The organism is Kaistella pullorum (assembly GCF_014837035.1).
In the GTDB taxonomy this organism is placed as follows: domain Bacteria; phylum Bacteroidota; class Bacteroidia; order Flavobacteriales; family Weeksellaceae; genus Kaistella; species Kaistella rhinocerotis.
The window spans coordinates 759,791-782,476 of the sequence record NZ_JACSPS010000002.1 but is presented as its reverse complement, the minus strand read 5'-3'; the positions used below and the strand labels follow the sequence as shown (position 1 = coordinate 782,476).

Annotated in this window: 21 protein-coding genes; 9 read left to right on the top strand and 12 right to left on the bottom strand. The window is 42.9% G+C overall.

Features of this window, described 5'->3' with window-relative positions; genetic code table 11:
* Positions 1–83 precede the first annotated feature (83 nt).
* Together H9628_RS07980 and H9628_RS07975 are read right to left on the bottom strand one after the other, a co-directional pair.
* Entirely contained in the window at positions 84–2,129 is a 2,046-nt protein-coding gene (locus H9628_RS07980) for a M16 family metallopeptidase (RefSeq protein WP_251833595.1), read from the bottom strand.
* Between the two features lie 3 nt (positions 2,130–2,132).
* On the bottom strand, positions 2,133–3,446 hold the full coding sequence (locus tag H9628_RS07975; protein WP_251833594.1) for a M16 family metallopeptidase: 1,314 nt from the start codon (positions 3,444–3,446) through the stop codon (positions 2,133–2,135).
* A 331-nt stretch (positions 3,447–3,777) separates the two neighbouring features.
* Here H9628_RS07975 and H9628_RS07970 point away from each other — a divergent pair, with 331 nt between their 5' ends.
* Entirely contained in the window at positions 3,778–4,212 is a 435-nt protein-coding gene (locus tag H9628_RS07970) for a cold shock domain-containing protein (protein ID WP_251833593.1), read from the top strand.
* Positions 4,213–4,372: 160 nt separating this feature from the next.
* Positions 4,373–6,700 carry an ATP-dependent helicase gene (locus H9628_RS07965; RefSeq protein WP_251833592.1) on the top strand — a complete coding sequence of 776 codons (2,328 nt, stop codon included), beginning with the start codon at positions 4,373–4,375 and terminating at the stop codon, positions 6,698–6,700.
* A 70-nt stretch (positions 6,701–6,770) separates the two neighbouring features.
* On the opposite strand, the gene H9628_RS07960 is transcribed toward H9628_RS07965, so the two are convergent.
* From H9628_RS07960 to H9628_RS07950, 3 genes are all read right to left on the bottom strand, one after another.
* Positions 6,771–7,154 (bottom strand): DUF3037 domain-containing protein, encoded by a 384-nt coding sequence (locus H9628_RS07960; RefSeq protein WP_251833591.1) that lies wholly within the window; start codon positions 7,152–7,154, stop codon positions 6,771–6,773.
* Positions 7,141–7,917, bottom strand: a complete 777-nt coding sequence (locus H9628_RS07955; RefSeq protein ID WP_251833590.1) for a HipA family kinase — start codon at positions 7,915–7,917, stop codon at positions 7,141–7,143. The genes H9628_RS07960 and H9628_RS07955 overlap by 14 nt, the downstream gene beginning before the upstream one ends.
* A 75-nt stretch (positions 7,918–7,992) precedes the next feature.
* Entirely contained in the window at positions 7,993–8,466 is a 474-nt protein-coding gene (locus H9628_RS07950) for a 23S rRNA (pseudouridine(1915)-N(3))-methyltransferase RlmH (protein WP_251833589.1), read from the bottom strand.
* Positions 8,467–8,496: 30 nt separating this feature from the next.
* Between H9628_RS07950 and H9628_RS07945 the strand changes: the two genes are divergently transcribed.
* On the top strand, positions 8,497–9,495 hold the full coding sequence (locus H9628_RS07945; protein ID WP_251833588.1) for a YihY/virulence factor BrkB family protein: 999 nt from the start codon (positions 8,497–8,499) through the stop codon (positions 9,493–9,495).
* Between the two features lie 2 nt (positions 9,496–9,497).
* Here the strand turns inward: H9628_RS07945 and nhaA are convergent, their stop codons facing one another.
* The 3 genes from nhaA to H9628_RS07930 all read right to left on the bottom strand — a co-directional run bounded on the left by nhaA (position 9,498) and on the right by H9628_RS07930 (position 13,401).
* Entirely contained in the window at positions 9,498–10,661 is a 1,164-nt protein-coding gene (gene nhaA, locus H9628_RS07940) for a Na+/H+ antiporter NhaA (protein WP_251833587.1), read from the bottom strand.
* A gap of 14 nt (positions 10,662–10,675) precedes the next feature.
* Positions 10,676–12,880, bottom strand: coding sequence for a RelA/SpoT family protein (locus H9628_RS07935; protein ID WP_251833586.1), 2,205 nt, complete (start codon positions 12,878–12,880; stop codon positions 10,676–10,678).
* Positions 12,881–12,963: 83 nt separating this feature from the next.
* Entirely contained in the window at positions 12,964–13,401 is a 438-nt protein-coding gene (locus tag H9628_RS07930; protein ID WP_251833585.1) for a hypothetical protein, read from the bottom strand.
* 145 nt (positions 13,402–13,546) lie between these two features.
* Here H9628_RS07930 and dacB point away from each other — a divergent pair, with 145 nt between their 5' ends.
* Both dacB and H9628_RS07920 read left to right on the top strand, forming a co-directional pair.
* Complete coding sequence (gene dacB, locus H9628_RS07925) at positions 13,547–14,917, top strand: D-alanyl-D-alanine carboxypeptidase/D-alanyl-D-alanine endopeptidase (protein WP_251833584.1); 1,371 nt, start codon at positions 13,547–13,549, stop codon at positions 14,915–14,917.
* Positions 14,918–14,926: 9 nt separating this feature from the next.
* Positions 14,927–16,093 (top strand): sensor histidine kinase, encoded by a 1,167-nt coding sequence (locus H9628_RS07920; protein ID WP_251833583.1) that lies wholly within the window; start codon positions 14,927–14,929, stop codon positions 16,091–16,093.
* Positions 16,094–16,100: 7 nt separating this feature from the next.
* On the opposite strand, the gene H9628_RS07915 is transcribed toward H9628_RS07920, so the two are convergent.
* Entirely contained in the window at positions 16,101–17,717 is a 1,617-nt protein-coding gene (locus H9628_RS07915) for a M1 family metallopeptidase (RefSeq protein ID WP_251833582.1), read from the bottom strand.
* A 110-nt stretch (positions 17,718–17,827) separates the two neighbouring features.
* Here H9628_RS07915 and H9628_RS07910 point away from each other — a divergent pair, with 110 nt between their 5' ends.
* Genes H9628_RS07910 through H9628_RS07895 form a run of 4 tightly spaced genes read left to right on the top strand, consistent with a single transcriptional unit; the run spans position 17,828 to position 20,676 of the window.
* On the top strand, positions 17,828–18,853 hold the full coding sequence (locus H9628_RS07910; protein WP_251833581.1) for a glutaminyl-peptide cyclotransferase: 1,026 nt from the start codon (positions 17,828–17,830) through the stop codon (positions 18,851–18,853).
* A gap of 16 nt (positions 18,854–18,869) precedes the next feature.
* Positions 18,870–19,634, top strand: coding sequence for a hypothetical protein (locus H9628_RS07905; RefSeq protein WP_251833580.1), 765 nt, complete (start codon positions 18,870–18,872; stop codon positions 19,632–19,634).
* 58 nt (positions 19,635–19,692) lie between these two features.
* Entirely contained in the window at positions 19,693–20,307 is a 615-nt protein-coding gene (locus tag H9628_RS07900; RefSeq protein WP_251833579.1) for a deoxynucleoside kinase, read from the top strand.
* 24 nt (positions 20,308–20,331) lie between these two features.
* On the top strand, positions 20,332–20,676 hold the full coding sequence (locus H9628_RS07895; protein ID WP_251833578.1) for an arsenate reductase family protein: 345 nt from the start codon (positions 20,332–20,334) through the stop codon (positions 20,674–20,676).
* An 18-nt stretch (positions 20,677–20,694) separates the two neighbouring features.
* Here H9628_RS07895 and H9628_RS07890 read toward each other — a convergent pair whose 3' ends face one another.
* The 3 genes from H9628_RS07890 to H9628_RS07880 form a co-directional block, all read right to left on the bottom strand.
* Positions 20,695–21,588, bottom strand: a complete 894-nt coding sequence (locus H9628_RS07890) for a TIGR01777 family oxidoreductase (protein WP_251833577.1) — start codon at positions 21,586–21,588, stop codon at positions 20,695–20,697.
* Between the two features lie 22 nt (positions 21,589–21,610).
* Positions 21,611–21,919 (bottom strand): DUF493 domain-containing protein, encoded by a 309-nt coding sequence (locus H9628_RS07885; protein ID WP_251833576.1) that lies wholly within the window; start codon positions 21,917–21,919, stop codon positions 21,611–21,613.
* Positions 21,920–21,987: 68 nt separating this feature from the next.
* Positions 21,988–22,671: a DUF4197 family protein gene (locus H9628_RS07880; protein WP_251833575.1), complete on the bottom strand. Its 684-nt coding sequence runs from the start codon at positions 22,669–22,671 to the stop codon at positions 21,988–21,990.
* Positions 22,672–22,686 lie beyond the last annotated feature (15 nt).

Below are 22,686 nucleotides of genomic sequence, written 5' to 3'. Positions count from 1 at the left end.
AGTTACATTCTTTTAACAATAAATCTTAAAACAAAAAAAACGGCAGCTTTCGCCACCGTTTACTCAATATGTTTAAATTTTTTTTATTTAAAGTCTGCGTCTTTTGCCTGATTGAGTTGGTAAGATGACACCGTGAACTCAAGCGGCATTCCACCGATATTCTGTGATATCTTATAAGGCAACAGTACGCCTGAAACTGTTTTGTAATCGGAGAAATTAGTGGGAATTGCCATTTCACCCTGCGGACCTTTCTGCATCTTTATCTCGCCAATCTTTATACCGGTTTTGGTGCTGTAGAAATAAGAATTAGAACCTTTTTTTACAACATACGCATCTTCGTTCTCGATTTTTTCAATGCCATTTAATGTATAAGCTCCGGACGTTGCAAAACTAAGTTCAGGAAAAAGGTCAGACGCAGCAGCAAGTTCCTTCTTCATTTCATCTGGCAAAGGCGTTTTCTGGCCCTGTGCCTCCATGTAGCCGTCTTTTCCGTCAAAAACCATTTTCTGAAGCGTGTTTCCCATCATCTTAAGTTCCATCTTCATCTTTCCGCCACGGGCCTGTACCATATTCATATTCACGTCCATGCCCTGAACTTTGGCTGATGCGTCTGTGGTGATAGAGTTTACTTTTTGAACTGCAGCCAAACCACCGATAGCCGTAATGTATTTATCAGCCACGGTTTTCAGTGTAATACTTGGATCCAGTTTTTTGCCTGAAGGTTTCCCTACCGGATTGGCTTCATTGTCAAAATAATTTACAGGATATCCTAATTTATCAAGACCTTCAGCGATATCAGCGGCTTTTCCGGCCACGAAAATCCTGCTCTGATTCTGTAGAATGTTGGCTTTTACAGCGTCTGAAACCTGCGCAGCCGTTACATTATCGATCGATCTCAGATAATTGGTATAAAAACCAGCAGGTAGATTCTGCACTTTCTCGTTTACTGCAAACCTTGCAATTGTTTCCGGTCTTTCAAGCGAGCGGATGAAATCTCCTTTAAGTTTGGCTTTTGCGTTTGCCAATTCATCAGGTTTGATGGTTGAAATATCCTTGATTTCATTCATAAATTCCTTCACTGCTTTGTCCGTCACCTCATTTCGTACGCTCGCATTTGCAGTGAAGCCAGGAGTATATTTGCTCGCTGTCATTGATGAGTAAGCACCGTATGTGAAACCGTTCTTTTCCCGCAGGTTCATGAAAAGACGTGATTCACCGCCACCCCCGAGGATGTAATTCGCTATCATTGCAGGGAAATACTGCGGATCGTTCATTTTCAGGTTGTTGATGTTTCCAACCATTACCACAGACTGCACCGCCGTTGGAACATCCACCACATTGATTTCTGTCTTCGCGACATTTGCGGCCGGCTCCAAAGCTGGGAACTGCGTTCCGGCTTTATTCCAGTTGGAAAAGGATTTTTCAATCAGTTTCTTCGCATCATTAAATTTTACATCGCCAACAATCACGAGGTATGCATTGTCTGGAGCGTAATATTTTTTATACATATCCTGAACATCGGCCAACTGCACGTTCTTGATCGTACTTTCAGTTTCAAATTCACCACGGGATGTATTTTTACCGTATGTCAGCGCCGTAGAAACGCGGTTTGCGATGCTGCTTGCATTTTTTTCGTCGGCTTTGAGGCCTTCGATCATGCGGTCTTTCGAATTCTGCACTTCCGATGCCGAGAATTTTGGATTAACTATAGCGTCGGCCATCAAACCTAAAACCTGCGGAAAATATTTTGAAAGTGTGTTCGCGGAAGCGCCGGTGGCAGAAAAATCGAGGTTTGCGCCCAGGAAATCGATTTTTTTATTGAACTGGTCTTTGGTCAGGGTAGTGGTTCCGCTGCCAAGCTGATCAGCCATAATCTGGCTCAAACCTGCCTTATTACCTTCTACAATTGGGGGTCTGTCCATTGTAAGGCTCATGTTCACACGCGGCAGTTTGTTATTTTCCACCACCATCACTGTCATACCGTTTTTCAGGGTGAAAGTTTTGGGTTTGGTGATGTTTATCGTAGGTGTGGGGCCGGGTTTCGGCATTTCGTCCCGGTTAATTTTCTGTGCAGAAAGTGCACCTGAGATCAGGAAAGCGGCTGCTATATATTTAAAATTATATTTCATAGATTATTTTTTTTCAGGTAAGTAATTCACAACAACTCTTTGGTTCGGGTTCAGATATTTTTTCGCAGCATTCATCAGATCCTGGCGCGAAACCGAACGGTAAACCTCCAGTTGCTTGTTAATCAGGTTGGTGTCACCCATCAGGACGTAATTGGTAGCAAGTGAAGACGCAATTCCCTGGATAGATGAGTTGGCATTCACAAACTGGTTTTCATATTGGTTTTGAAGCTTTTGATAATCTTCTTCAGAGATCATCGTAGTCTGAAGTTTTTTTATTTCTGCGTCGATGTCTTTCTGAAGCGTGTCCTTAGACGTTGCTCCCATCGGAATCGCAAAGAATGCGAAAATACCCGCATCTTCAAGACCCATGTTGAAAGCCTGAACCTGAAGCGCTTTCTTCTCTTCATCTACCAGTTTTTTGTACAGGACAGAAGATTTTCCGCTGCTCAGGTAAGATGACAGCATATCAAGCGTATACGCATCTTTTTCTTTGTTTGAAGGTGTTCTGTAGGCAAAAACATACGCCGGAAGCTGAATGTTTTTGTCAGTAACGGTCACTTCTTTTTCCTTCGTGATGGGTTCATCTTTAGGGAAGTTCTTCGGGTAAACAGTTCCTTTCGGGATGTCACCATAATATTCGTTGATCCATTTTTTGGTCTGTTCCGGATTAATATCGCCGGCTACAACAAGCGTGGCGTTGTTTGGAACGTAATATTTCTTATAAAAATCCTGGAATTCTGCCAGCGTAGCTGCGTTCAGGTCATCCATAGAACCAATGGTGGACCAGTGGTACGGATGCTTTGTGAAAAGGTTGTTTTGCACAGCAGTGAAAAGGTTTCCATAAGGTTGGTTGTCCATTCTGAGACGTTTTTCTTCCTTCACCACTTCGCGCTGCGTATCAACACCGATCTGGTTCACAGTGCCGCTTTTTAGCCTTTCACTTTCCATCCAAAGTCCAAGCTGTTCATTATTTGACGGGAAAGTTTCATAATAATAGGTGCGGTCATTCGTCGTGTTCGCATTGTTGGTTCCGCCGTTTGACGAAACGATTTTAAACCATTCACCGCGCTTGATGTTTTTTGTCCCTTCAAAAAGCAGGTGTTCAAAAAAATGCGCCATGCCGGTTCGTCCTACAGCTTCATCTTTTGCGCCTACATGATACATCACACCAGTTGTGACTACCGGTGCTGAATTATCCTGATGCAGAATGACGTGAAGCCCGTTGGGCAGATCGTACTCTTCAAATTTAATTTTCTGTGCCTGCAGCGCTATTCCGAGAAAAGCCACAGCAGCAGCAGATAAAAGTCTTTTTTTCATAAACTGTACAATTTTTAATTATTGGTAGGTCTTCTTTGGCTAAAGTTACACAAACTGTGCTGTTGTGCGGGTTTCTTTCACGGAAAATGTCCACGAATGCTGTTCAAAAAGCAATATGGATATATTTCCGTATCTTTGTGCTAGAAATCAGAAGTTCTGCAACTACCTGTTTACAATTAGACCGATTTAGCGGTTTCCACCTTTTTATTATCTACTTTACTTTTTGCAGGCTTCTTTCTGGCGAACTTTTCGTAAATTTAAATCTGCGTTGTTACACTTCGGTTTAGCAAGCGCAATTCATCAAACAAACTTTTTAATACTCATATAATTTATGGCAGATTCTTTTTCAAAAAAAGAAAACTTTAAGAAAAAACAACAGAAACTAAAGGAGAAAACGGCGAAACGCGAAGAGCGCAAAACCAATAACAACAAAGGCAAAGGCCTTGATGAAATGTTTCTTTATGTGGACGCAAACGGGCAACTGACCTCTACACCACCGGATCAGCAAGACCGTGAAGGCATCAACCTGGATGATATCCAGCTAGGCGCAGCGCCAATAGAAGCTGAAGAAACAGTGAAAACAGGTGTGGTAACTTTCTTAAGCGACAAAGGTTACGGATTTATCACGGAAGCCGGCTCGCAGGAAAACATCTTCTTCCACGAAAACAATTGTGCGCACCAGGTGAAGAAAGGCAACAAAGTGTCATTCGAAAAAGAAAGATCGCCAAAAGGTTTCTCCGCGATCAATATCCAGATCGTCAAATAAGTTTTATTTGCTAAATTTTTAGCACTGAATATATTCAAAGCTCCTTTTTTGGAGCTTTTTTCGTCCCAATCATTGTCTTAAAAATGGTCAGCCAATGTCTTGAATGATTTGGCTTCCGTTTATATTTCACTAAATTTGTGTCCCAAATTTTTTTGCCCTGATGGATTACTTAAAAGGATTAAATGAAGCTCAATATGAAGCGGTTACCACACTCGAAGGCCCGCTTATGGTGCTTGCTGGCGCAGGTTCCGGCAAAACGCGCGTACTTACGATGCGCATTGCTCATTTGATCACCAATCTCGTGGATCCATTCAATATTCTTGCGCTTACATTTACCAATAAAGCGGCGAAAGAGATGAAGGAGAGGATCGCAAAGGTAGTCGGGCAAAGCGAAGCCCGCTCACTTTGGATGGGAACTTTTCACTCGGTTTTTGCGCGCATTTTACGCAGCGAGGCGCACTATCTTGGGTTTCCATCGAACTTTACGATCTATGATTCTCAGGATTCGCTGAATGTTCTTCGGAAAGTATTGAAAGATTTAAGTATTGATGCAGATCTTTACAAGCCTAAAAAAGTTCAAGCGCGTATTTCAAGCTATAAGAACAATCTGATTACGGTTAAAGCTTATTTTAATAATCCCGAACTTATTGAAAATGATGAACGCGCCAATATGAAGCACATGGGCGCCATTTATCAGAAATATGTGGACGCATGTTACCGCAATGGTGCGATGGATTTTGATGATCTTTTGCTGCGTACGAACGAACTGCTGACGCGTTTTCCGGAGGTTTTGGCGAAATATCAGGACAGGTTCCGTTATATTTTGGTTGATGAGTACCAGGATACCAACCACTCCCAATATCTCATTGTGAAAGCATTGGCTTCCAAATTTGAAAATATCTGCGTCGTGGGAGATGATGCACAATCGATTTATTCATTCCGTGGAGCAAACATTTTTAATATTTTAAATTTTAAGAAAGATTATCCGGACGCTGTTACGGTCTCGCTGGAGCAAAACTACCGTTCCACACAAAATATCGTAAATGCGGCAAATGTTGTTATCTCTAAAAACGTACAGCAGTTTAAGAAAAACGTCTTCAGCGATAACGAAGAAGGCGAAAAAATCAAGGTATACCGCTCACTTTCAGATGCGGATGAAGCCAATTTCGTAGCGTCAAACATTTGGGAACAACACAATTCTTTGCAGCGCAGATTCAGTGATTTTGCGATTCTTTACCGTACCAATTCGCAGACCAGGGCGTTCGAAGATGCGCTGCGACGAAAGAATATACCTTATAAAGTTTATGGCGGCCTGTCTTTCTATCAGCGAAAGGAAGTCAAGGATTTGATCGCTTATTTGCGTTTGCTGGTTAACGAAAACGATGCAGAGGCGCTTACAAGAATTATAAACTATCCGGCGCGTGGCATTGGCGAAACCACCCAAAATAAACTCACCGTTTTTGCCGATAAAAAAAGTGTGGCGATTACTGAAGTTCTTGGAAATCTCGGTCATTACGCACCTGAATTGGGGCTGAACAACGGTATCCTAACGAAACTTTCTGATTTTTGGGCCATGATCAAAGCCTTTCAGGTAATGCTGAAAAGCGAAAACGCCTACACCGTCGCGATGGAAGTAGCGAAACGGAGCGGCTTAATTAAGTTTTTAAAAGACGACCAGACACCCGAAGGCATTTCACGCGTTGAAAACGTTCAGGAACTAATGAACTCCATGCAGGGTTACATCGAAGAACAGCAGCAGCTTGAAGACGGAGACCCGTCGCTTTCGGGATTTCTAGAGAACATTGCGCTGTCTGCAGATACGCAGAATGACAAAAATGAAACCGGCGACCAGGTTTCTCTTATGACAATTCACCTTTCAAAAGGTCTTGAGTTTCCGGTTGTACACCTGGTGGGTCTTGAGGAAAACCTTTTCCCAAGTTTTATGAGTTCGTCTACGCGCGAGGAAATAGAGGAGGAAAGACGTTTATTTTACGTTGCGCTTACGCGTGCGGAGAAGCAGGCGTATTTTTCGTATGCCGTTTCGCGTTTTCAGTGGGGCAAAATTACGGATGCAGAACCTTCACGCTTCCTGAGTGAAGTAGATTCACAATATTTGGAATTCATTAATCCGGCCGTGGAAAGCAGGTTTGTGAACCATTCCGGTTTAAAATCGAATATATTCGATGAACACCCGTCAGAGCCGCGGTCATTCACCAGGAAATCGGAGAAAAAAACAATTGAGCGCAGCGAGCCTCAACCTGTGCCGCAAAACCTGAAACCTGTTGCTACCGCGAGAATCATCAATCCGAGTGGCGCTTCATCAGAAAATATCGAGGTGGGCGATCAGGTACGTCATGACCGTTTTGGCGTGGGTGAGGTGATGTTTCTGGATGGTACCGATCCGCAGAATATTAAAGCCAAAGTAAAATTCCAGCACGAAGGCGAGAAGAATCTGATTTTAAAGTTTGCGAAGCTGACGAAGATTTAATTTCTGGATTTTATTGAAATTTTACCAGAACTATTTGATTTAAAGTGCAGTGGCCGATTTTAAATTAAAACTATTTCACTAGTTCTTCGAACAATCTCTCAAACGTAGCATCCAAATCCTTGGTTTTGCCCGGATGCGGGCGTGAAGTCTGAATCACAGAACTCCTAACCGCTGTCAGCCACCGGAATCTTTCCGGAATGTCAAAAGCTGCAATTTCACCGCCTGCTTTGCTGCCTTGTGCAACATGATTGAAATTTTCGAGATTTTTCATCACATCCTCATAATCAAGTTTTGAATGCATCAGCTCGAATTTTTTAGGACACAGATGGAATTCTGCGCGGATGTATTTTTCCTTTTTCGAAAACATCACGAGCCCGATATTGAAAAACTCTTCGCGCTCCACCTTTGGTACCAGGCGGATGACGGCGTATTCGTAAATTTTAAGCTCTTGCATTTTTTGCTTCGTTTACAAAGTTAGACGAGTTCTCAAGACGGGTTTTGAGGAAATTGTAATAAATGTCTTTTATTTCTTCCGGCGAATCATCGGTGTCGCGCCACTCCAGCCAGTCAGGTGGAATAAGCTCTACGATTTCGCGCAGGATTGTTTCGTTTAAAACAGATTTTGCGAAAACATCGGCTTCATCGAGCATCGAAGCCTGTGACAGAAGCACGTGATCTTTTACATATACGAACGGACTTAGCGCCTGTTTTTCAAAATTCATCCACGAGTGGTGGAAGAAGAATGACGCACCGTTGTCAATCACCCAAAGTTCTTTGTGCCACAAAAGCAGATTGGTGTTTTTGTGCGTCCGGTCAATATTCGTGATGAAGGCGTCGAGCCACACGATTTTCGAAGCAAGCAGCGGATCAACTTTCACCGACGCATCATAGGCGATGGCTCCTGAGAGGAAATGCAGCGCGAGGTTCAGACCTTCGGAAAACTTGAGAAGGTCCTGAATTTCTTCATCTGCCTCCGTTCTACCGAAATCTACATCGAGATTTGCAAAAACGAGTTCAGGAATTTTCAGGCCTAAAACTTCCGCAATTTTACCGCCCAGAAGTTCAGATATCAGCATTTTCACGCCGTGGCCGGCGCCGCGGAATTTTAAGACATATTTGAAATCGTCATCGGCTTCGGCGAGTGCCGGCAAAGATCCGCCTTCGCGCAGAGGCAGGATGTAGCGCATGACGGTGACGGTGCGTAAAGAAAGATCCATGGCTTCAAAAGTACGCAAAATAGGCGACGTGAAAAGTGGATAGTTGATTTTACCGGGCTTATTTCCTGCGGATATTTAATCGTTGTGGTAAGGTTTCCCCTGCAAAATTTGGTCTGCGCGGTAGAGCTGTTCCAAAATAAAAAGACGAATCATCTGGTGTGTGAAGGTCATTTTGCTCAAAGACATCTGCATATTTGCACGCTGGTAAATTTCAGGCGAAAAGCCATAAGCGCCGCCGATAAATATCGAGACTTTCTTCACGGCCGAGTTCATCCAGCTGTCAATATTAGCCGCAAATTCCCGACTGGTAAACTGTTTTCCTTTTTCATCGAGCAAGACGATAAAATCCGTACTTTCGGTTTGGGCGAGGAACAGTTTTGCTTCTTCTTTTTTCAAAAGCTCCGGCGAAAGATTACGCGCGTTTTTTACGTCGGGAATTTCGGTTAATTCGAAGTTCCAGTGCCGTGGCAGCCGGTTTTGGTAATATTTCACGAGGTGCGCGATTTCTTTATCATCGGTTTTGCCGATGCAGACCAAATTGATTCTCATTTCTTACCTTTGAGCTGCAAATATAGATTAATGGGCCTTAAAACTCCTAAATTCCTCCTCCGAATCCACGACTATCTCGACGATCTGCACATCCCTTTCCTGGGCATTTCTCTCTGGAAAATGTTCGAAATTTATGGGCAGGGCGTGTTCAAGATGCAGATTGGGAGAAGTGCGGCCAGCATTTCGTGGAGTTTTTTCCTGAGTCTTTTCCCTTTCATTCTTTTCCTGCTTTCGGTTTTGCCCAACCTTCCGCACTACGACAAACTACAGTTTTATATTTTCGATGTGTTGATGCTCAATATCTTTCCGGCTCACATCCAGAAAGACGTCACGGGCTATATCAACACCTTCATCGTGCCGAACATGAAGAATATCAGCAACCTCACGATTATTTTTGCGATGATTTTTGCGGTAAACGGAACGCATTCGCTTATCAACGGTTTTAACCTGAATACCAATCTTCAGCGTGGGGTTGTAAAAGAATATTTTGTGGCGTTCGGCATCACCATCGCGTTTGTCGTTTTGGTCATCGCATCACTTTTTGGCGTGTATTACAGTGAGGTCGTATTAAAACTTTTCACGCCAGAGATCAATATCTCCTGGTTGGTGAGAAACATGACGAAGATCATCGGATTTATCTCGTTTCCGGTTTTTTATCTGATTTTGCTGGCGCTGTTCTACTGGGTTGGTTGTCTGAAAATCACCTCGTTTAAACAAGCGCTGCCGGGAGCCGTGCTCACAACGGTGCTGTTTGTGATCCTGACCTATATTTTTGCCATTTATGTCCGGGATTTCGCGCGCTACAATGTGATTTACGGATCCATCGGAACCATTATTCTTGTGATGGTTTGGGTGAATTTAAATATCATTCTCATCCTGCTGGGAAATGAACTAAACATCGCGATCAAAAAAGTGCGAGTAGAAAAAATGATTGCCGATGAAATGAAAGCCAATGCAAAGCATTTCGATACCGCAATTCTTCCGGAACTCGAAGAAGAACCGTCGAATACTCAGACGCTGAAATTATAGTGTTACGAAACTGATTTCGCTGAAGTTTTAAGCAGTAAAAATCCGCTTGCACCTGCGATTAAGGAAGCTACAAGAATCGCAAATTTGGCTTCATCCTGAATTTCCGGATGTCCTTTGAATGAAAGCAGTGCAATGAAAATAGACATTGTAAAACCGATTCCGGCTAAAAGTCCCGTTCCAACCATCTGAGTCCAGTTGCTTTTATCTGGCAGCGAACTGATTTTCAGCTTGATAAAAATCCAGGAGAACAGATTGATCCCGACTACCTTCCCCAAAATAAGTCCTAAGATAATGCCGTAACCTAATGATCCGAAAAGACCGTCTACCATGCCGTCCTTGAATGTAATGTTGGTATTGGCGAGCGCGAAAAGCGGCATCACGATAAAATTCACCGGTAAGTGAAGCTTCTGTTCGAGTTTTTCCAAAGGTGAGATTTCGGTGTCGGATACATTTGTAGGAATGGTAAATGCAAGCAGAACCCCGGCGATAGTTGCATGAATCCCGGAATGGTGCATGAAGTACCAAAGCAAGATACCCGGAACTACATAAAACACGTGTTTTTGGAATTTAAAGAAATTAAGCAGAACCAAAACCAACACCATCAGCGCGCTCCACAAAAGATACATCCAGTGGATCTGTTCTGTGTAAAAAACCGCGATAACCACGATGGCACCCAGATCATCTACAATGGCCAATGCTGCCAAAAATATCTTTAATGAGAGCGGAACGCGTTTCCCCAGCAGTGAAAGAATAGCCAGGGAAAATGCGATGTCGGTGGCCATCGGTATTGCCCATCCTTTTGCATATTCCGTGTCCTGATTGAAGAAGAAATAGATCGCCGCCGGCACTATCATTCCGCCAAGCGCGGCCACAATGGGAAGTGACGCGTTCTTAAAACTTGAAAGTTCGCCTTCTACGATTTCGCGCTTTATCTCGAGCCCGACAAGCAGGAAGAAGACAGCCATCAGACCATCATTCACCCAAATACTCAGCGGATACCGCAGGTCAAACAGGTCTGTACCGATATTTTTATCCAATATATGCTGAAAACCTTCAGCGAGAGCAGAGTTCGCAATAACTAAAGAAAGGGCAACGCAGAAAATCAACAAGATGCCTGATGACTGCGAACTGTGTAGAAATTTTTTGAAATACGTGGTAATCAGCATAAATTAGAAAATATTTATAACCTTCGGACGCGTGATACGCCATTTATGTTTTTAAGTTGTTTGAAAGTTTCTTCCAGTTGACTTTTGTTACGGACCTCAAGATTGATGTTGCCCAGGAAAATACCGTTGTTTGATTCTATTGACATGCTCTTCATGTCCATGTTCATTGAGTTTGAGATGACCGCGGTGATATCGTTGATCATCCCCATTCGGTCCAGACCTTCAATCTCTATTTTGATTCGGTTTTTGAAGCTTTCTTCATTTACCCACTTGGCCGGAAGTACGCGGTAATCGTACTGTGCACGGAGGTTTATGGCGTTGGGACAATTGTCATTATGCACTTTGATTCCTTCGGAAATAGTGATGAAACCGAAAATTTTGTCGCCCGGGATTACCGTGCAGCATTTAGAAAAAGTATAGTTCAGTTTTTCTTCATCCTTTCCGAAAACAATCATATCAAGATTAGATTCCGGATGTTCCGTGAAAACTTCGTTTTTACTTGGCGACTTGCGGAAACGCTGAATGATATTGCTGAAAATTCCCTTGCCTTCCGTGTATTTTTTGATGTCGCTAATGTCAAGTGACCCGTTTTGGAAGCTCAGGAAAAGGTCCTGTGAAGTTTTAAGGTTGAAGAATTTCTGCATTTTATTGATTTCTTCATCATTAAAATTCAGCTTTGCATGACGCATTTTTCGCTGCAGGATTTCTTTCCCTTCCTCAGACAAATGGTTTTTCTCTGAATTCAGAATCGCCTTGATTTTCGATTTGGCTTTGGAAGTCACCACGAAATCCAGCCAGTCCGGCTTCGGTTTTTGGTTTTGGGAAGACAGGATGTCTACCTGGTCGCCGTTCTGCAACGCGTACGAGATGGGCACCAGTTTACCGTTCACTTTAGCCCCGAGACATTTCGTGCCGAGGTCTGAATGGACTGAGAAGGCGAAATCGAGCGCGGTAGAACCGATTGGTAGGATTTTGATCTCACCTTTTGGCGTGAAAACAAAAACTTCCTTCGAATATAGATTAAGTTTTATGTTATCCAGCAGTTCTGTGGTGCTAAGCGCCTGTTGATTTTCCAGCACTTCACGTATTTCACGTACCCATTTCTCAAAGTTTTTCTCATCCGTATTCTGGCGGAAGCCTTCTTTGTATTTATAATGGGCAGCTACGCCTTTTTCGGCGATATCGTCCATCCTTTCGGACCGGATCTGCACTTCAATCCATTTTTTGTCCGGACCTAAAACCGTAAGATGCAGACTCTCATAACCAGTGGACCGGGGACGTGTGATCCAGTCGCGCATCCGCTGTGGATTACTGTGATAGAGGTCGGTAACAACGGAGTAAATCTTCCAGGCCAGGAATTTTTCATTCTTCGCATCAGAACGGTAAATGATGCGTATCGCGTAGTTATCATACACTTCATCGAAAGTGACACCCTGTTTCAGCATTTTCCGGTAAATGGAAGAAATCGCTTTTGCTCGGCCTTTGATTGAAGTTTTTAATCCTTCAGCTTCCAGCTGTTCTGAAACTTCTTTTTTAAACTCTTCGATGTATTTTTCGCGGCTTTCCTTTGCAAGTTCCAGGCGTTCGGAAATGTCAAAATAAACCTCAGGATTGTTGAATTTAAGCGAAAGATCTTCAAGTTCAGACTTGATATTGTAGAGTCCGAGACGGTGCGCCAAAGGCGCATAGATGTAAACCGTTTCGGAAGCGATTTTTTTCTGCTTTTCCGGCGTCATGCTTTCCAGGGTACGCATGTTGTGCAGCCTGTCAGCGATTTTGATCAGTATCACACGGAAGTCCTCGGAAAGTGTGAGCAAAAGTTTACGGTAATTCTCAGACTGTATGGAAATGTTCTGATGGTTCATTACCGAAATTTTCGTCAAACCATTGACAATTCCGGCGATTTTGGCTCCGAAAAGTTTCTTGAGATCCTCATAGGTATAATCTGAATCTTCCACCACGTCGTGAAGAAGTGCGCACGCGATGGATGTCGCACCCAGGCCGATCTCATTCGCCACGATTTTCGCCACTTCGATGGGGTGATAGATGTACGGCTCGCCCGTTTTCCGGCGCTGGTCTTTGTGCGCATCCAGCGCAATATCAAAAGCCTTCCGGATGAGTTTATTGTTCTCCTCATCCAGCGTGCGGTAAGTATTCGAGATCAAATCTTTATAGCGCGCAAGGATTTCCTTATTTTCCTGTTCTAGATCATAAACCATTTAAGAAAGTGCTTTAGGTAACGAAAATAGGGAAATTAAATAAAAAAATCCGTCTCATCGGAAACAGATTTTAGTGGAATTTCTCAGGTCTTGCCGAATGTCACTTCCGCATTCATGCCATTTGCCTTTTCGTGATGTCGCACTTCCGGTGTATGGGCGATCTGCGATTTTGCCCGTAGTGAAACGATCCGTTTCAGGAAGTGCAGCGACATCGCATCCTGGAATCTGATATTTTCGAAAAAATGGCTGCGAATTATGCCATTCGCTTCAAAAATTCTATACGTTTTCTGTTCGCATTCCAGTGTACGCACACGGACGCTCACTACGAGGCTGTCGTCTTCAAGTTTGGTCTGGTCGCGAAAGAAAGACTGCCAGATAGAGGTTTTCACTTCTTTGCTCACATTTTTATCCTGAAGATAGATTATGAAGTCTTCGCTCGCGAAACCTGCCTGCTCTAAGTCTTCGGAAATCTTGCGTGCCTGGGTTTGGCTTTTGAACAAGCCCGTAATAATTGAGGCCATAACGATAAATTTTTAAGATTTTCATACAAATTTTACAAAAATTTTAGCAGATGTGCAAGCATTTACATTAAAACTTTAAGAGTTCTGGTTGAGACATGTAGGCGCATAATTATTAATATATTTGAACAGAAAATGTTTCAAAAATATGCACAAACTACTTGCAATAGCTCTTTTCAGCTGCAATCTTACATTTGGACAGGGAACAGCGCAAAAATTACAGAAAGCAACAGCAGATCTTTTGGCGAGTTCGCCGGCGTATTCTGCAAACCTTTCATTTTTTGTAAGTGATCAATCAGGTAATTTGGTTTACGAATATCAGGGTAATAAAGGGCTTTCCTCAGCTTCTACACAAAAGATTTTCACTGCGGCGGCGGCGCTCGAAACTTTAGGTTCAGATTATCAGTACACGACTGCAGTTTCACATACAGGCGCAATAAACGGAAACACGCTGAACGGAACTCTGATCATCAGTTCAAATGGCGATCCCACGTTGGGAAGCTGGCGCTATGACGGCTATAAGCCTGAAAACTTCAGGGCAAAATTGCTCGCAGCACTAAAAGAAATCGGTATCAATAAAATTTCCGGTGACCTCTATATTGATGATTCTTATTTTGATTTTCAAACGGTGCCTGGCGGCTGGCCGTGGAATGATATCGGCAACTATTATGGAGCCGGCGTGTGGGGAGTAAACTGGCGCGAGAACCAGTTTGACCTTGATATGACCGGTAAACAAATGAATGGTGTAAATGTGGAACTGCCCGGTGTAAAATGGATTAATGACCTGAAAACAGGCGGCTCGTCTGACCAAAGTCTCATTTATACAGCACCGTTTTCAGAAGCAGCGCACATCAACGGAATACTGCCTGCAAGACGTATTACAGTTTCGGGTTCGATGCCTAATCCGCCATTAACATTAGGAACAGAAATCGCAGCGTGGTTTAAAGATTCGGGTGTTACGTTCACTGGAAATATTCTGTCGGCGTCGATGCAGCGACTCAATGGAGAAACATCGCAGCCAAGGCAGGGTAGTAAGAAGATTTTGGAATATAAATCGCCCACACTCGACAAGATTATCTATTGGTTTATGCGTAAAAGTGTGAATTTATACGGCGAAACTTTAATAAAGACACTTGGCAGGGAAAAGAATGAAGGAAGTTTTGATGCGGGAATAACTTTTCTCAAAGACTTCTGGAAAGCCAAAGGTATCAACACTTCGATGATCAATTTTGCCGACGGCAGCGGACTTTCTCCTCAAAACTATGTGTCGGCCAGAGCCGAAGTGCAGGCGTTGCTATGGAGCAAAAAGCAGCCCTGGTTCAAAGATTTTTTCGAAGGTTTTCCGACACAGGGCAACGGGATGAAGATGAAAAGCGGCACCATGAAAAACACCAAGTCTTTCGCGGGTTATTATACTTCCAAAGACGGCAAAAACTATGTTTTCGCGATCATCATCAATAATTATCAGGGTGCAAACAGCAGCGATGCGTTGTATAAAGTGCTGAATATTTTAAAGTAGAAAACCGGCATGAAACGCAGAAGCTTCCTTTCAAAAATTAATAACTGGGTCATCTATATCCTTTTAACGCTCGCTGTGACAGGTGTCGTCGTGGCCTCCGTAATCCTTATCGATTATCTGCGCAAAGAGGAGATAAAGCGGATCGAACTGTTCGCCACTGCGATGAAATACCAGCAGGAAGAGATCATCGAAGACCCGATGACGCTGGACCTGTTGCTGCAGATCAGCAAGACAAACAATACGATACCCGTGATCGTTACCGATAAGAACAAGAAACCCATCGGTCCCGATTTCCAAAAGAATATTCCTCAAAATGTACTGGAAAGCCCGCAGAAAATGCAGCAGCTGCTGAGTAAAATGGAGAAATCTTACAGACCGATCGAGCTGCAGATGCCGGACGGGAACAACCAGTATGTTTTCTACATGAACTCCAACCTTCTCAATAATCTCCGTTACTCGCCGTATATCCTTGGACTTTTGATAATTGCGTATATTTCCTTCTCCTTTTGGTTTCTGCGCACCATCAAGAAAACCGACGAAGGCTATGTTTGGGCAGGATTGGCGAAGGAAACCGCTCACCAGATCGGTACGCCTCTCTCCTCGATGATCGGTTGGATCGAGATTCTGCGGATGGAAAATGAAGAAAGCGAAGGAGTGCGCGAAATTGAAAACGACATCAACCGTCTGAAGACAATTTCCGAAAGGTTCTCAAAAATCGGTTCGGTGCCGGAACTCAACGATCTCAATATCAATGAAACGCTGCAGCAAAATTTCGACTATTTAAAATCGAGGATTTCTACTAAAGTGCGGTTTATGCTGATTCTTCCGCCGCACGAAGTTCTGATTCCTCATAACCGAATCTTGCTGAGCTGGGTTATCGAGAACCTCGTAAAAAATGCCGTAGACGCAATGAAAGGCGAGGGAAGGCTGGAGATCGAACTCTACGAAAAGAGCAAATCTATTGTCATCGATTTCAAAGACAGCGGTTCCGGAATGACAAACTTCCAGGCCAGCAATGCGTTCAAAGCCGGATATTCTACGAAAAAGCGCGGTTGGGGCTTAGGTCTTTCTTTGGCCAAAAGGGTAATAAAAGAATACCACCGCGGCGATATTAAAATAGTGCATACCGAAATCGGGAAGGGGACAACGTTCCGGATTTCCATTAGAAACGTGTAAATCCGCTCTAAGGCTTTACGTCTAAATATTCCACATAATAATTCCGGTTCCACTGCACGGTTTCGGCGCTTTTAAGCTGAACAGTCTGCCATTGATCTGTAGGTATTATGGTTTGGCTTTCACTGATTCTAATTGGGAGTATTAAGCCTTTCACTGCATTTATGTATCTAAATGTCAGTGTTTTACCGTTTTGATAATATTCAAGTGCCGGAATTTTTGTGGTACGCAGATACTGATCAAAAACGGTGGAAAAATCGATGTCGGATTTTGTTGTGATATAATCCTCAACCTGCTTCGTAGTGACCGTCTGCAGACCGAAATCTTTGTTCAGGCCCCGAAGGATCTGTCGGAATTTTTCATCATCATTAATCACCTGGCGGATCGTATGGAGCATATTTGCGCCTTTGTAATACATATCACCGCTGCCTTCATTCCGCACACCGTATTTTCCGATGATTGGGATGTCATTTTCTATGTTGCCCCGAATTCCCTGCACGTAATTTTCACCTGAAGCTTTGTCCATATATTTTTCTGTAAAGAGCGTTTCAGAGTAACTGGTGAAACCTTCGTGGACCCACATATCCGCCTGGTCTTTCGCGGTGATGTTGTTCGCGAACCATTCGTGTCCTGTTTCGTGAATGATGATGAAATCCCAGTTCAAACCTACGCCCGTTCCGGAGAGGTCACGCCCGAGATAGCCATTTTCGTACCGGTTGCCGTACGCCACATTGCTCTGATGCTCCATACCGAGGTAAGGCGTTTCAACCAGTTTGTAAGAATCTTCGTAAAACGGATAAGGACCAAACCAATATTCAAAGGCCTGCATCATCGGTTTTACCTGCTGAAACTGCTTTTTTGCCTTGTCTAAATTATAATCAAGCACCCAATAATCAAGGTCGAGCTGACCTTTCTCTCCGTTGTAAGTTTCTTTAAAATTGACATATTTACCAATGCTCGGCACGATACTGTACGCATTGATGGGGTTCTTAACCTCCCACACAAAGATGTTTTTGTTTTTTTCGGTGGTTTGTGAAATCAGCCTTCCGTTTCCGACGCCTGTTAAATCTCTTGGCGTTATGATTTTCATTAAGATTCCGTTATCCGGCTCGTCACTCCAGATATCTTTTACCGGCAACCAAACCGAAGTGCCAATCCCTTCCTGAGCCACACTGACGAATGGGTTTCCGCTTTCGTCTTTTTTGAAGACCCAACCGCCGTCCCAAGGTGCATTCTTCGCCACAACAGGGTTTCCGGAAAATTCAAAAGTAAATGAATGCACTTCGCCTTTTTTGTAAGATTTATTGGTTTCTACAAATATAAAATCGCCTTCACGTCTTGAAGTACAGAGTTTGGTGCTGGAATCTACAATCTTATAAGTCATAGGCTGCTGCAGGTCGATTTGAAAAACAGGATTTACAACATCTTTTGTGATTTCGAAAATTATCCTGTTCTGGCCCGCAACGCTTTGGCTTGCAAAATCTGCTTCTACAGAAAGTTCATATTTTTTCACATCCCAGAAATCGCGGAATCTGGTGTTTGAACCTTTTAAAGTATCCTGCCGCGTGAAGTTTTGGGCTAATGACATCGCAGAAATAAAAATCAGTGGTAAGAACGTTTTTTTCATTTTTTTTGGCTGTAGAGAAGCAAAGATAAATAATTCGGCAATGTGCTTGTGCTAATCTTACATGGCTTCGGAAGTAATAAAATTTAAGTATTTTTGACAAAAATATTTCAATGAATAATCGCTTTTTGCTGCTGATGCTGGCATTTTTGTTTTTCACTGCATGTAATAAGGATAAGGAAATTCTTAACACGCTGAACGATTATAACCTGTCTATGGAGAGCAAAGGTTACCATTTCGGTGACGCCCTGAATTTGCCAACAGAAGTGACCGAAAACGCGGAAAGTATCTCAATAAGTTTTGGCGACAAAGAAACTTCCAAACTTATCGTGGACCCGAATTTTTTCACGCTCGGCGACAACGCAGTGACATTCAATATCAAAAAGAAGAACGGTGAGATCATCACGCAGGATGCTACCATCAACGTTTTTGCTAAAAATCCCGAAGTTCAGCTTAGCTACGAGATAATAAAAGAGTATCCGCATGATCCGGCCAATTTTGTGCAGGGATTTTTGCTTGAAGGAAACACGATCTATGAGTCGGACGGCCAAAAAGGTTCGTCCAGAATTATTAAATACAGACTTGGCAGTACCACGCCGATTGTCTCTACACCGCAACCTGCGGAAATTTTCTCTGAAGGCGCGGCTATCGTGGGTGACAAGATTTACCAGTTGACGTGGATGCACAAAAAAGGCTTCATTTATAACAAAAGTGACCTGAGCCTTATCGGTGAATTTGCCTATCCAAATGTGGTAGGCGAGGGTTGGGGACTTACATACGACGGTAAAAACCTGATACTTTCAGACGGTACGAAGAATATCTATTTCCTGCAGCCGAACAATCCTTCAGAAATTGACAGATTTATTTCTGTAGCGGGACATACCGAAGCTTACGACAGGCTGAACGAACTTGAATTCCACAAGGGTTTCATCTACGCAAATGTTTGGCAGAAACCGATCATTTTAAAAATCAATCCCGCGAACGGGGAAGTGGTGGGTAAATTTGATTTTACGGAAATCGCGAAAAAACATACCACCAATGAAGACGATGTCTTGAACGGAATCGCTTTCAAAGGCGAAAATATGCTTGTGACGGGAAAAAACTGGGATAAGATCTACGAAGTAGTCATTAAAAACTAATACACACAGAGCGAAAATGAAAACCTTTTATTTCATATTGCTTTCGCTCTTTTCGCACGTTTCGGCGCAGGAGATTTTTAACGAAAAACCTTTCGCGTTTGAAAATATTTCGGATTTATTTGCAGATGATTACGGCAATATTTATATCTACAAAAAGGCTGATTTCAGCTTTACGAAGTACAGCCCTGCCGGAAATCAGCTCGGAAAGCTGATGTTTACGCTGCCGTTCAAAATCCAGTCTGTACAGAATCCACTCAGTATACCCGCGTTTTCGGAAAATGCGCAGGAACTTCGCTTTTATGACCAAAATCTCAATCTTGTTCAGACGGTGGAGTTTTCACCGAGATTCGGTTTCGTGAAAATGGCGTACGCCGAAGATCTGCAACAGATTTGGTTGCTGGATGAGAGCTCGAAAAATTTGATTCTGTATAATTTTCGCGATGATCATGTGATTGCTTCGTTTCCTTTCAAGGCAGATTTTGATTTGATTTTGGATCTCTTGGTTTACGAAGATGTCGCTTATATATTACATCGTAACGCATTAAGTATCTTTAAATTTAAATCAGGGGAAATACAGGAAATCCCGGTAAGTAATCCGCACAGACTGTTGCGTGAAAACTCGCAGATATCGGTAGTGACGAAAAACGGTATTTTAGGTTTGGAGAATAATTCCTTCAAAGTGGTTTTTGAGAGTGACACTGCAGATTTTGTGGATAAAAACAGCAGCGCTTTCTTTGAAATCAAGGATAACAAACTTTATCTTTACCCGATTAAAAAATAAGCTTGCCACAGCCAAAAAAACTGTGCCGCAGCCCTCTTCAACCTTCTAAAATTTTTTTATGCACATCGCGGTTACAGGAAACATTGGCGCCGGAAAAACTACGCTAACTACCATGCTTGCAAAACATTACGGCTGGCATGCACAATTCGAGGATGTAGATCACAATCCTTATCTCGAAGATTTTTACGCCGATATGAGCAAATGGAGCTTTGCGCTGCAGATCTATTTTTTAGGAAGCCGTTTCCGCCAGGTGAAAGAAATTCGCGACAGCGGAAAAAACATCGTTCAAGACAGAACGATCTATGAAGATGCGCATATCTTCGCGGAAAACCTCAATGATATGGAACTCCTTACAGATCGTGATTTCAACAACTATTCGGCTATCTTTGATCTAATGAAAAGCTTTGTATCGGCGCCGGATCTCTTGATTTATTTAAAGTCTGATGTTCCGAATCTTGTAAAGAAAATCTATAAACGCGGACGTGACTATGAAGCGTCGATCTCGATAGAATATTTGGCAAAACTTAACCAAAAGTACGAGAAATGGATATCCGGTTACAAAGAGGGGAAACTTCTGGTCATCGAAGTTGATGATCTGGATTTTGTTGAAAGACCGGAAGATTTCGGTTATATACTCGAAAAGATAGAAACAGAGCTGCACGGCCTTTTTTAAGTTTAATATTAAATCTTACTTGCAATGATCAAAGTGCTTCACAACAATTCATGCTCCAAATCCCGCGCGATCCTTGAGCATCTTGATGAAAATAATGTGGCTTTTGAAATTATTGACATCATAGAAAACCCGCTAAGCGAAACAGAACTTAAAACTGTTCTGAAAAAAATGAATGCCGACGTGCATGCCATTACCCGAAAGAACGATCCTTTTTTCCGTGAAAAGTTTGAAGGACAGGAACTTTCTGAAGAGGAATGGATTAAAATTTTAGTTGAAAATCCATCACTGATCCAAAGACCCATTCTCATCAAAGGACCTGTGGCGATGCTTGGTCGCCCTATTGAAAATGTACGTTTGTTTATTGAATAACGGCTAGAATCTTGATTCTCAGACCAAATCTTTGAAAGCTTTATCTACCGTAGAAAATTTAAAATCAAATCCCAGCGATTTGATTTTTTTGTTGCTTACCCTTGAACCTTCCAGGATGATCGAACTCATTTCGCCCAGCGCTAATTTTAGCGTCCATGACGGAACATTGAATGGTAAAAATGGTTTTTTTGCGGCGCCGGCCAGGCTTTTCGTAAAATCTTTGGCTCGAACAGTATCATCAGCAACCGCATTGAAGTTGCCGGAAACCACCTTGTTTTCAACTGCGAAAACGTACAGATTCACCAAATCTTCCAGATGGATCCAGTTCATCCACTGCTGTCCGGAACCCGTAGCAGCGCCGGCATAATAATCAACACTTTTTTTTAATAGTTGGAATGCGCCAGCGTTTTTAGCCAAAACCATCGCAGTTCTAACACACACAACGCGGTCTGAAATATCTGCAAACTCGTATGCAGCGGCTTCCCAGTCTTCACAGAGCTTTGCGAGAAAGTCTTTTTTGATGACGCCGTCATCTTCCGTTAAAATGCGGTCTGAAGTAAAAGTGCCGTAGTAGTTGACACCGGATGCTGAGATAAAAGATGTAAGACGGACGTTCAGGCGCTCGCAGTATTTTTTAAGCAGCGCCGCTGTGGAAATCCGACTTTCATACAGCTCTTTTCGATATTTTGCACTCCAAGGTTTGCTGATGCTGGCGCCGGCGAGATGTATTATTGAATCTAGATTTTCAAACGCCCGCTCATCGATGTGATTTTCTGCGGGATTCCACTGAAATACATCGGGCTTACTGCTTTCCTGGCGTGATAAGATGCGCACATTATGATTCCGGCCACGAAGCGCATTCGTGAGCGATTGGCCAATCAGTCCGCTGCCGCCGGTGATTAAAATGTTCATCTTGAGGGTTTGCTGAAATTATTTAAAGCATCATTACACCCGGAATTTGCCCAACTTCCTTGTATATCCGGATCACCTGATCGGCATCGAGCACAAATGCGCTGATGCTTATGGCGCTGTATTTTCCGTTTTTGCTTTCACGGGTATTGAGCGTGAATTTTATCCCGTCGAAAATTCTGTAAATCTCGGTATGCCGCGAATCTTCGTTGGTAAGTATAAATTTGAACAGATAGTCTTCGGGGAAATTGTGCGTGGCCTCCAGCTTTTCTTTCAGTGAAGCATAAAAATCGTCGGGATTGATGTTCTCATGTGGTTCCGAAATATTAATCATGACATCTTCTTTTAAGTTTAAAAAAATTCCGGGCCAGCCGGAATGTAAATTTATGAAATATTTGATGACTATTTTACTGAGGTAAGCGAATTGAGAATCGCAGTTTGGTTTTGCTTCTCGTGGTTTTCAATAATATTAAACAACCCATTCACCATTTGCTGCGAAGCAAAACGGCTCAGGCCTCCAGTCACAGAACTTGTAGAATTCTGGTTTCCAAAAAGACCGCCTAAGAGATTCGTTCCGGAAAGTGCTGAATTTAATGAACTTACCAAGCCAAACTCATTAAGCTTAGCATCTACTTTTGGCGCAATGGCTGCCATCAACTGTTCAGATGTACGTTCCCTCAAGATTTGCGTTGCTGCGCCGCTGCCACCCTGGATGATTCTTGCGGCATCATCGGCAGTAAGACTGTTCACGGCATTCACCAAAATAGGTTTTGAAGTTTCCACGGTAAAAGCTGCGGCTCTTGCGATATATTCTTTCTCCTTTTGAACAAGGCTGTTAAGCCCCAATTTTTGCAGGGTACTGTTGAGGTCTTTAAGTTGCTGGGGAAGCGCAGCATCAATGAGCTGATTCGCCAAAAAACTGTCTTTATCACTGAAGATATTGAGGCCTTTTGTGATTCCGCCCAATAATATCTGTTTCAAAACTGCTAATCCTACACTTGAAGTGGCAAGTGCCAGGCAAGATTGTGTAGTAGTGCCTAGTGTGGCAACGGCCATGGTGGCAACTAAAATCGTATTTCTGTTCATTACTTTAAAATTTAA

What these genes read in the sequence shown, in the direction of transcription:
- H9628_RS07955 (WP_251833590.1), bottom strand. Translation starts at nt 7,917, where the DNA reads ATGGATCTTTCTTTACGCACCGTCACCGTCATGCGCTACATCCTGCCT.
- H9628_RS07980 (WP_251833595.1), bottom strand. Translation starts at nt 2,129, where the DNA reads ATGAAATATAATTTTAAATATATAGCAGCCGCTTTCCTGATCTCAGGT.
- dacB (WP_251833584.1), top strand. Translation starts at nt 13,547, where the DNA reads ATGCACAAACTACTTGCAATAGCTCTTTTCAGCTGCAATCTTACATTT.
- H9628_RS07885 (WP_251833576.1), bottom strand. Translation starts at nt 21,919, where the DNA reads ATGATTAATATTTCGGAACCACATGAGAACATCAATCCCGACGATTTT.
- H9628_RS07915 (WP_251833582.1), bottom strand. Translation starts at nt 17,717, where the DNA reads ATGAAAAAAACGTTCTTACCACTGATTTTTATTTCTGCGATGTCATTA.
- H9628_RS07945 (WP_251833588.1), top strand. Translation starts at nt 8,497, where the DNA reads ATGGGCCTTAAAACTCCTAAATTCCTCCTCCGAATCCACGACTATCTC.
- H9628_RS07950 (WP_251833589.1), bottom strand. Translation starts at nt 8,466, where the DNA reads ATGAGAATCAATTTGGTCTGCATCGGCAAAACCGATGATAAAGAAATC.
- H9628_RS07905 (WP_251833580.1), top strand. Translation starts at nt 18,870, where the DNA reads ATGAAAACCTTTTATTTCATATTGCTTTCGCTCTTTTCGCACGTTTCG.
- H9628_RS07890 (WP_251833577.1), bottom strand. Translation starts at nt 21,588, where the DNA reads ATGAACATTTTAATCACCGGCGGCAGCGGACTGATTGGCCAATCGCTC.
- H9628_RS07975 (WP_251833594.1), bottom strand. Translation starts at nt 3,446, where the DNA reads ATGAAAAAAAGACTTTTATCTGCTGCTGCTGTGGCTTTTCTCGGAATA.
- H9628_RS07880 (WP_251833575.1), bottom strand. Translation starts at nt 22,671, where the DNA reads ATGAACAGAAATACGATTTTAGTTGCCACCATGGCCGTTGCCACACTA.
- H9628_RS07970 (WP_251833593.1), top strand. Translation starts at nt 3,778, where the DNA reads ATGGCAGATTCTTTTTCAAAAAAAGAAAACTTTAAGAAAAAACAACAG.
- nhaA (WP_251833587.1), bottom strand. Translation starts at nt 10,661, where the DNA reads ATGCTGATTACCACGTATTTCAAAAAATTTCTACACAGTTCGCAGTCA.
- H9628_RS07910 (WP_251833581.1), top strand. Translation starts at nt 17,828, where the DNA reads ATGAATAATCGCTTTTTGCTGCTGATGCTGGCATTTTTGTTTTTCACT.
- H9628_RS07895 (WP_251833578.1), top strand. Translation starts at nt 20,332, where the DNA reads ATGATCAAAGTGCTTCACAACAATTCATGCTCCAAATCCCGCGCGATC.
- H9628_RS07900 (WP_251833579.1), top strand. Translation starts at nt 19,693, where the DNA reads ATGCACATCGCGGTTACAGGAAACATTGGCGCCGGAAAAACTACGCTA.
- H9628_RS07920 (WP_251833583.1), top strand. Translation starts at nt 14,927, where the DNA reads ATGAAACGCAGAAGCTTCCTTTCAAAAATTAATAACTGGGTCATCTAT.
- H9628_RS07965 (WP_251833592.1), top strand. Translation starts at nt 4,373, where the DNA reads ATGGATTACTTAAAAGGATTAAATGAAGCTCAATATGAAGCGGTTACC.
- H9628_RS07935 (WP_251833586.1), bottom strand. Translation starts at nt 12,880, where the DNA reads ATGGTTTATGATCTAGAACAGGAAAATAAGGAAATCCTTGCGCGCTAT.
- H9628_RS07930 (WP_251833585.1), bottom strand. Translation starts at nt 13,401, where the DNA reads ATGGCCTCAATTATTACGGGCTTGTTCAAAAGCCAAACCCAGGCACGC.
- H9628_RS07960 (WP_251833591.1), bottom strand. Translation starts at nt 7,154, where the DNA reads ATGCAAGAGCTTAAAATTTACGAATACGCCGTCATCCGCCTGGTACCA.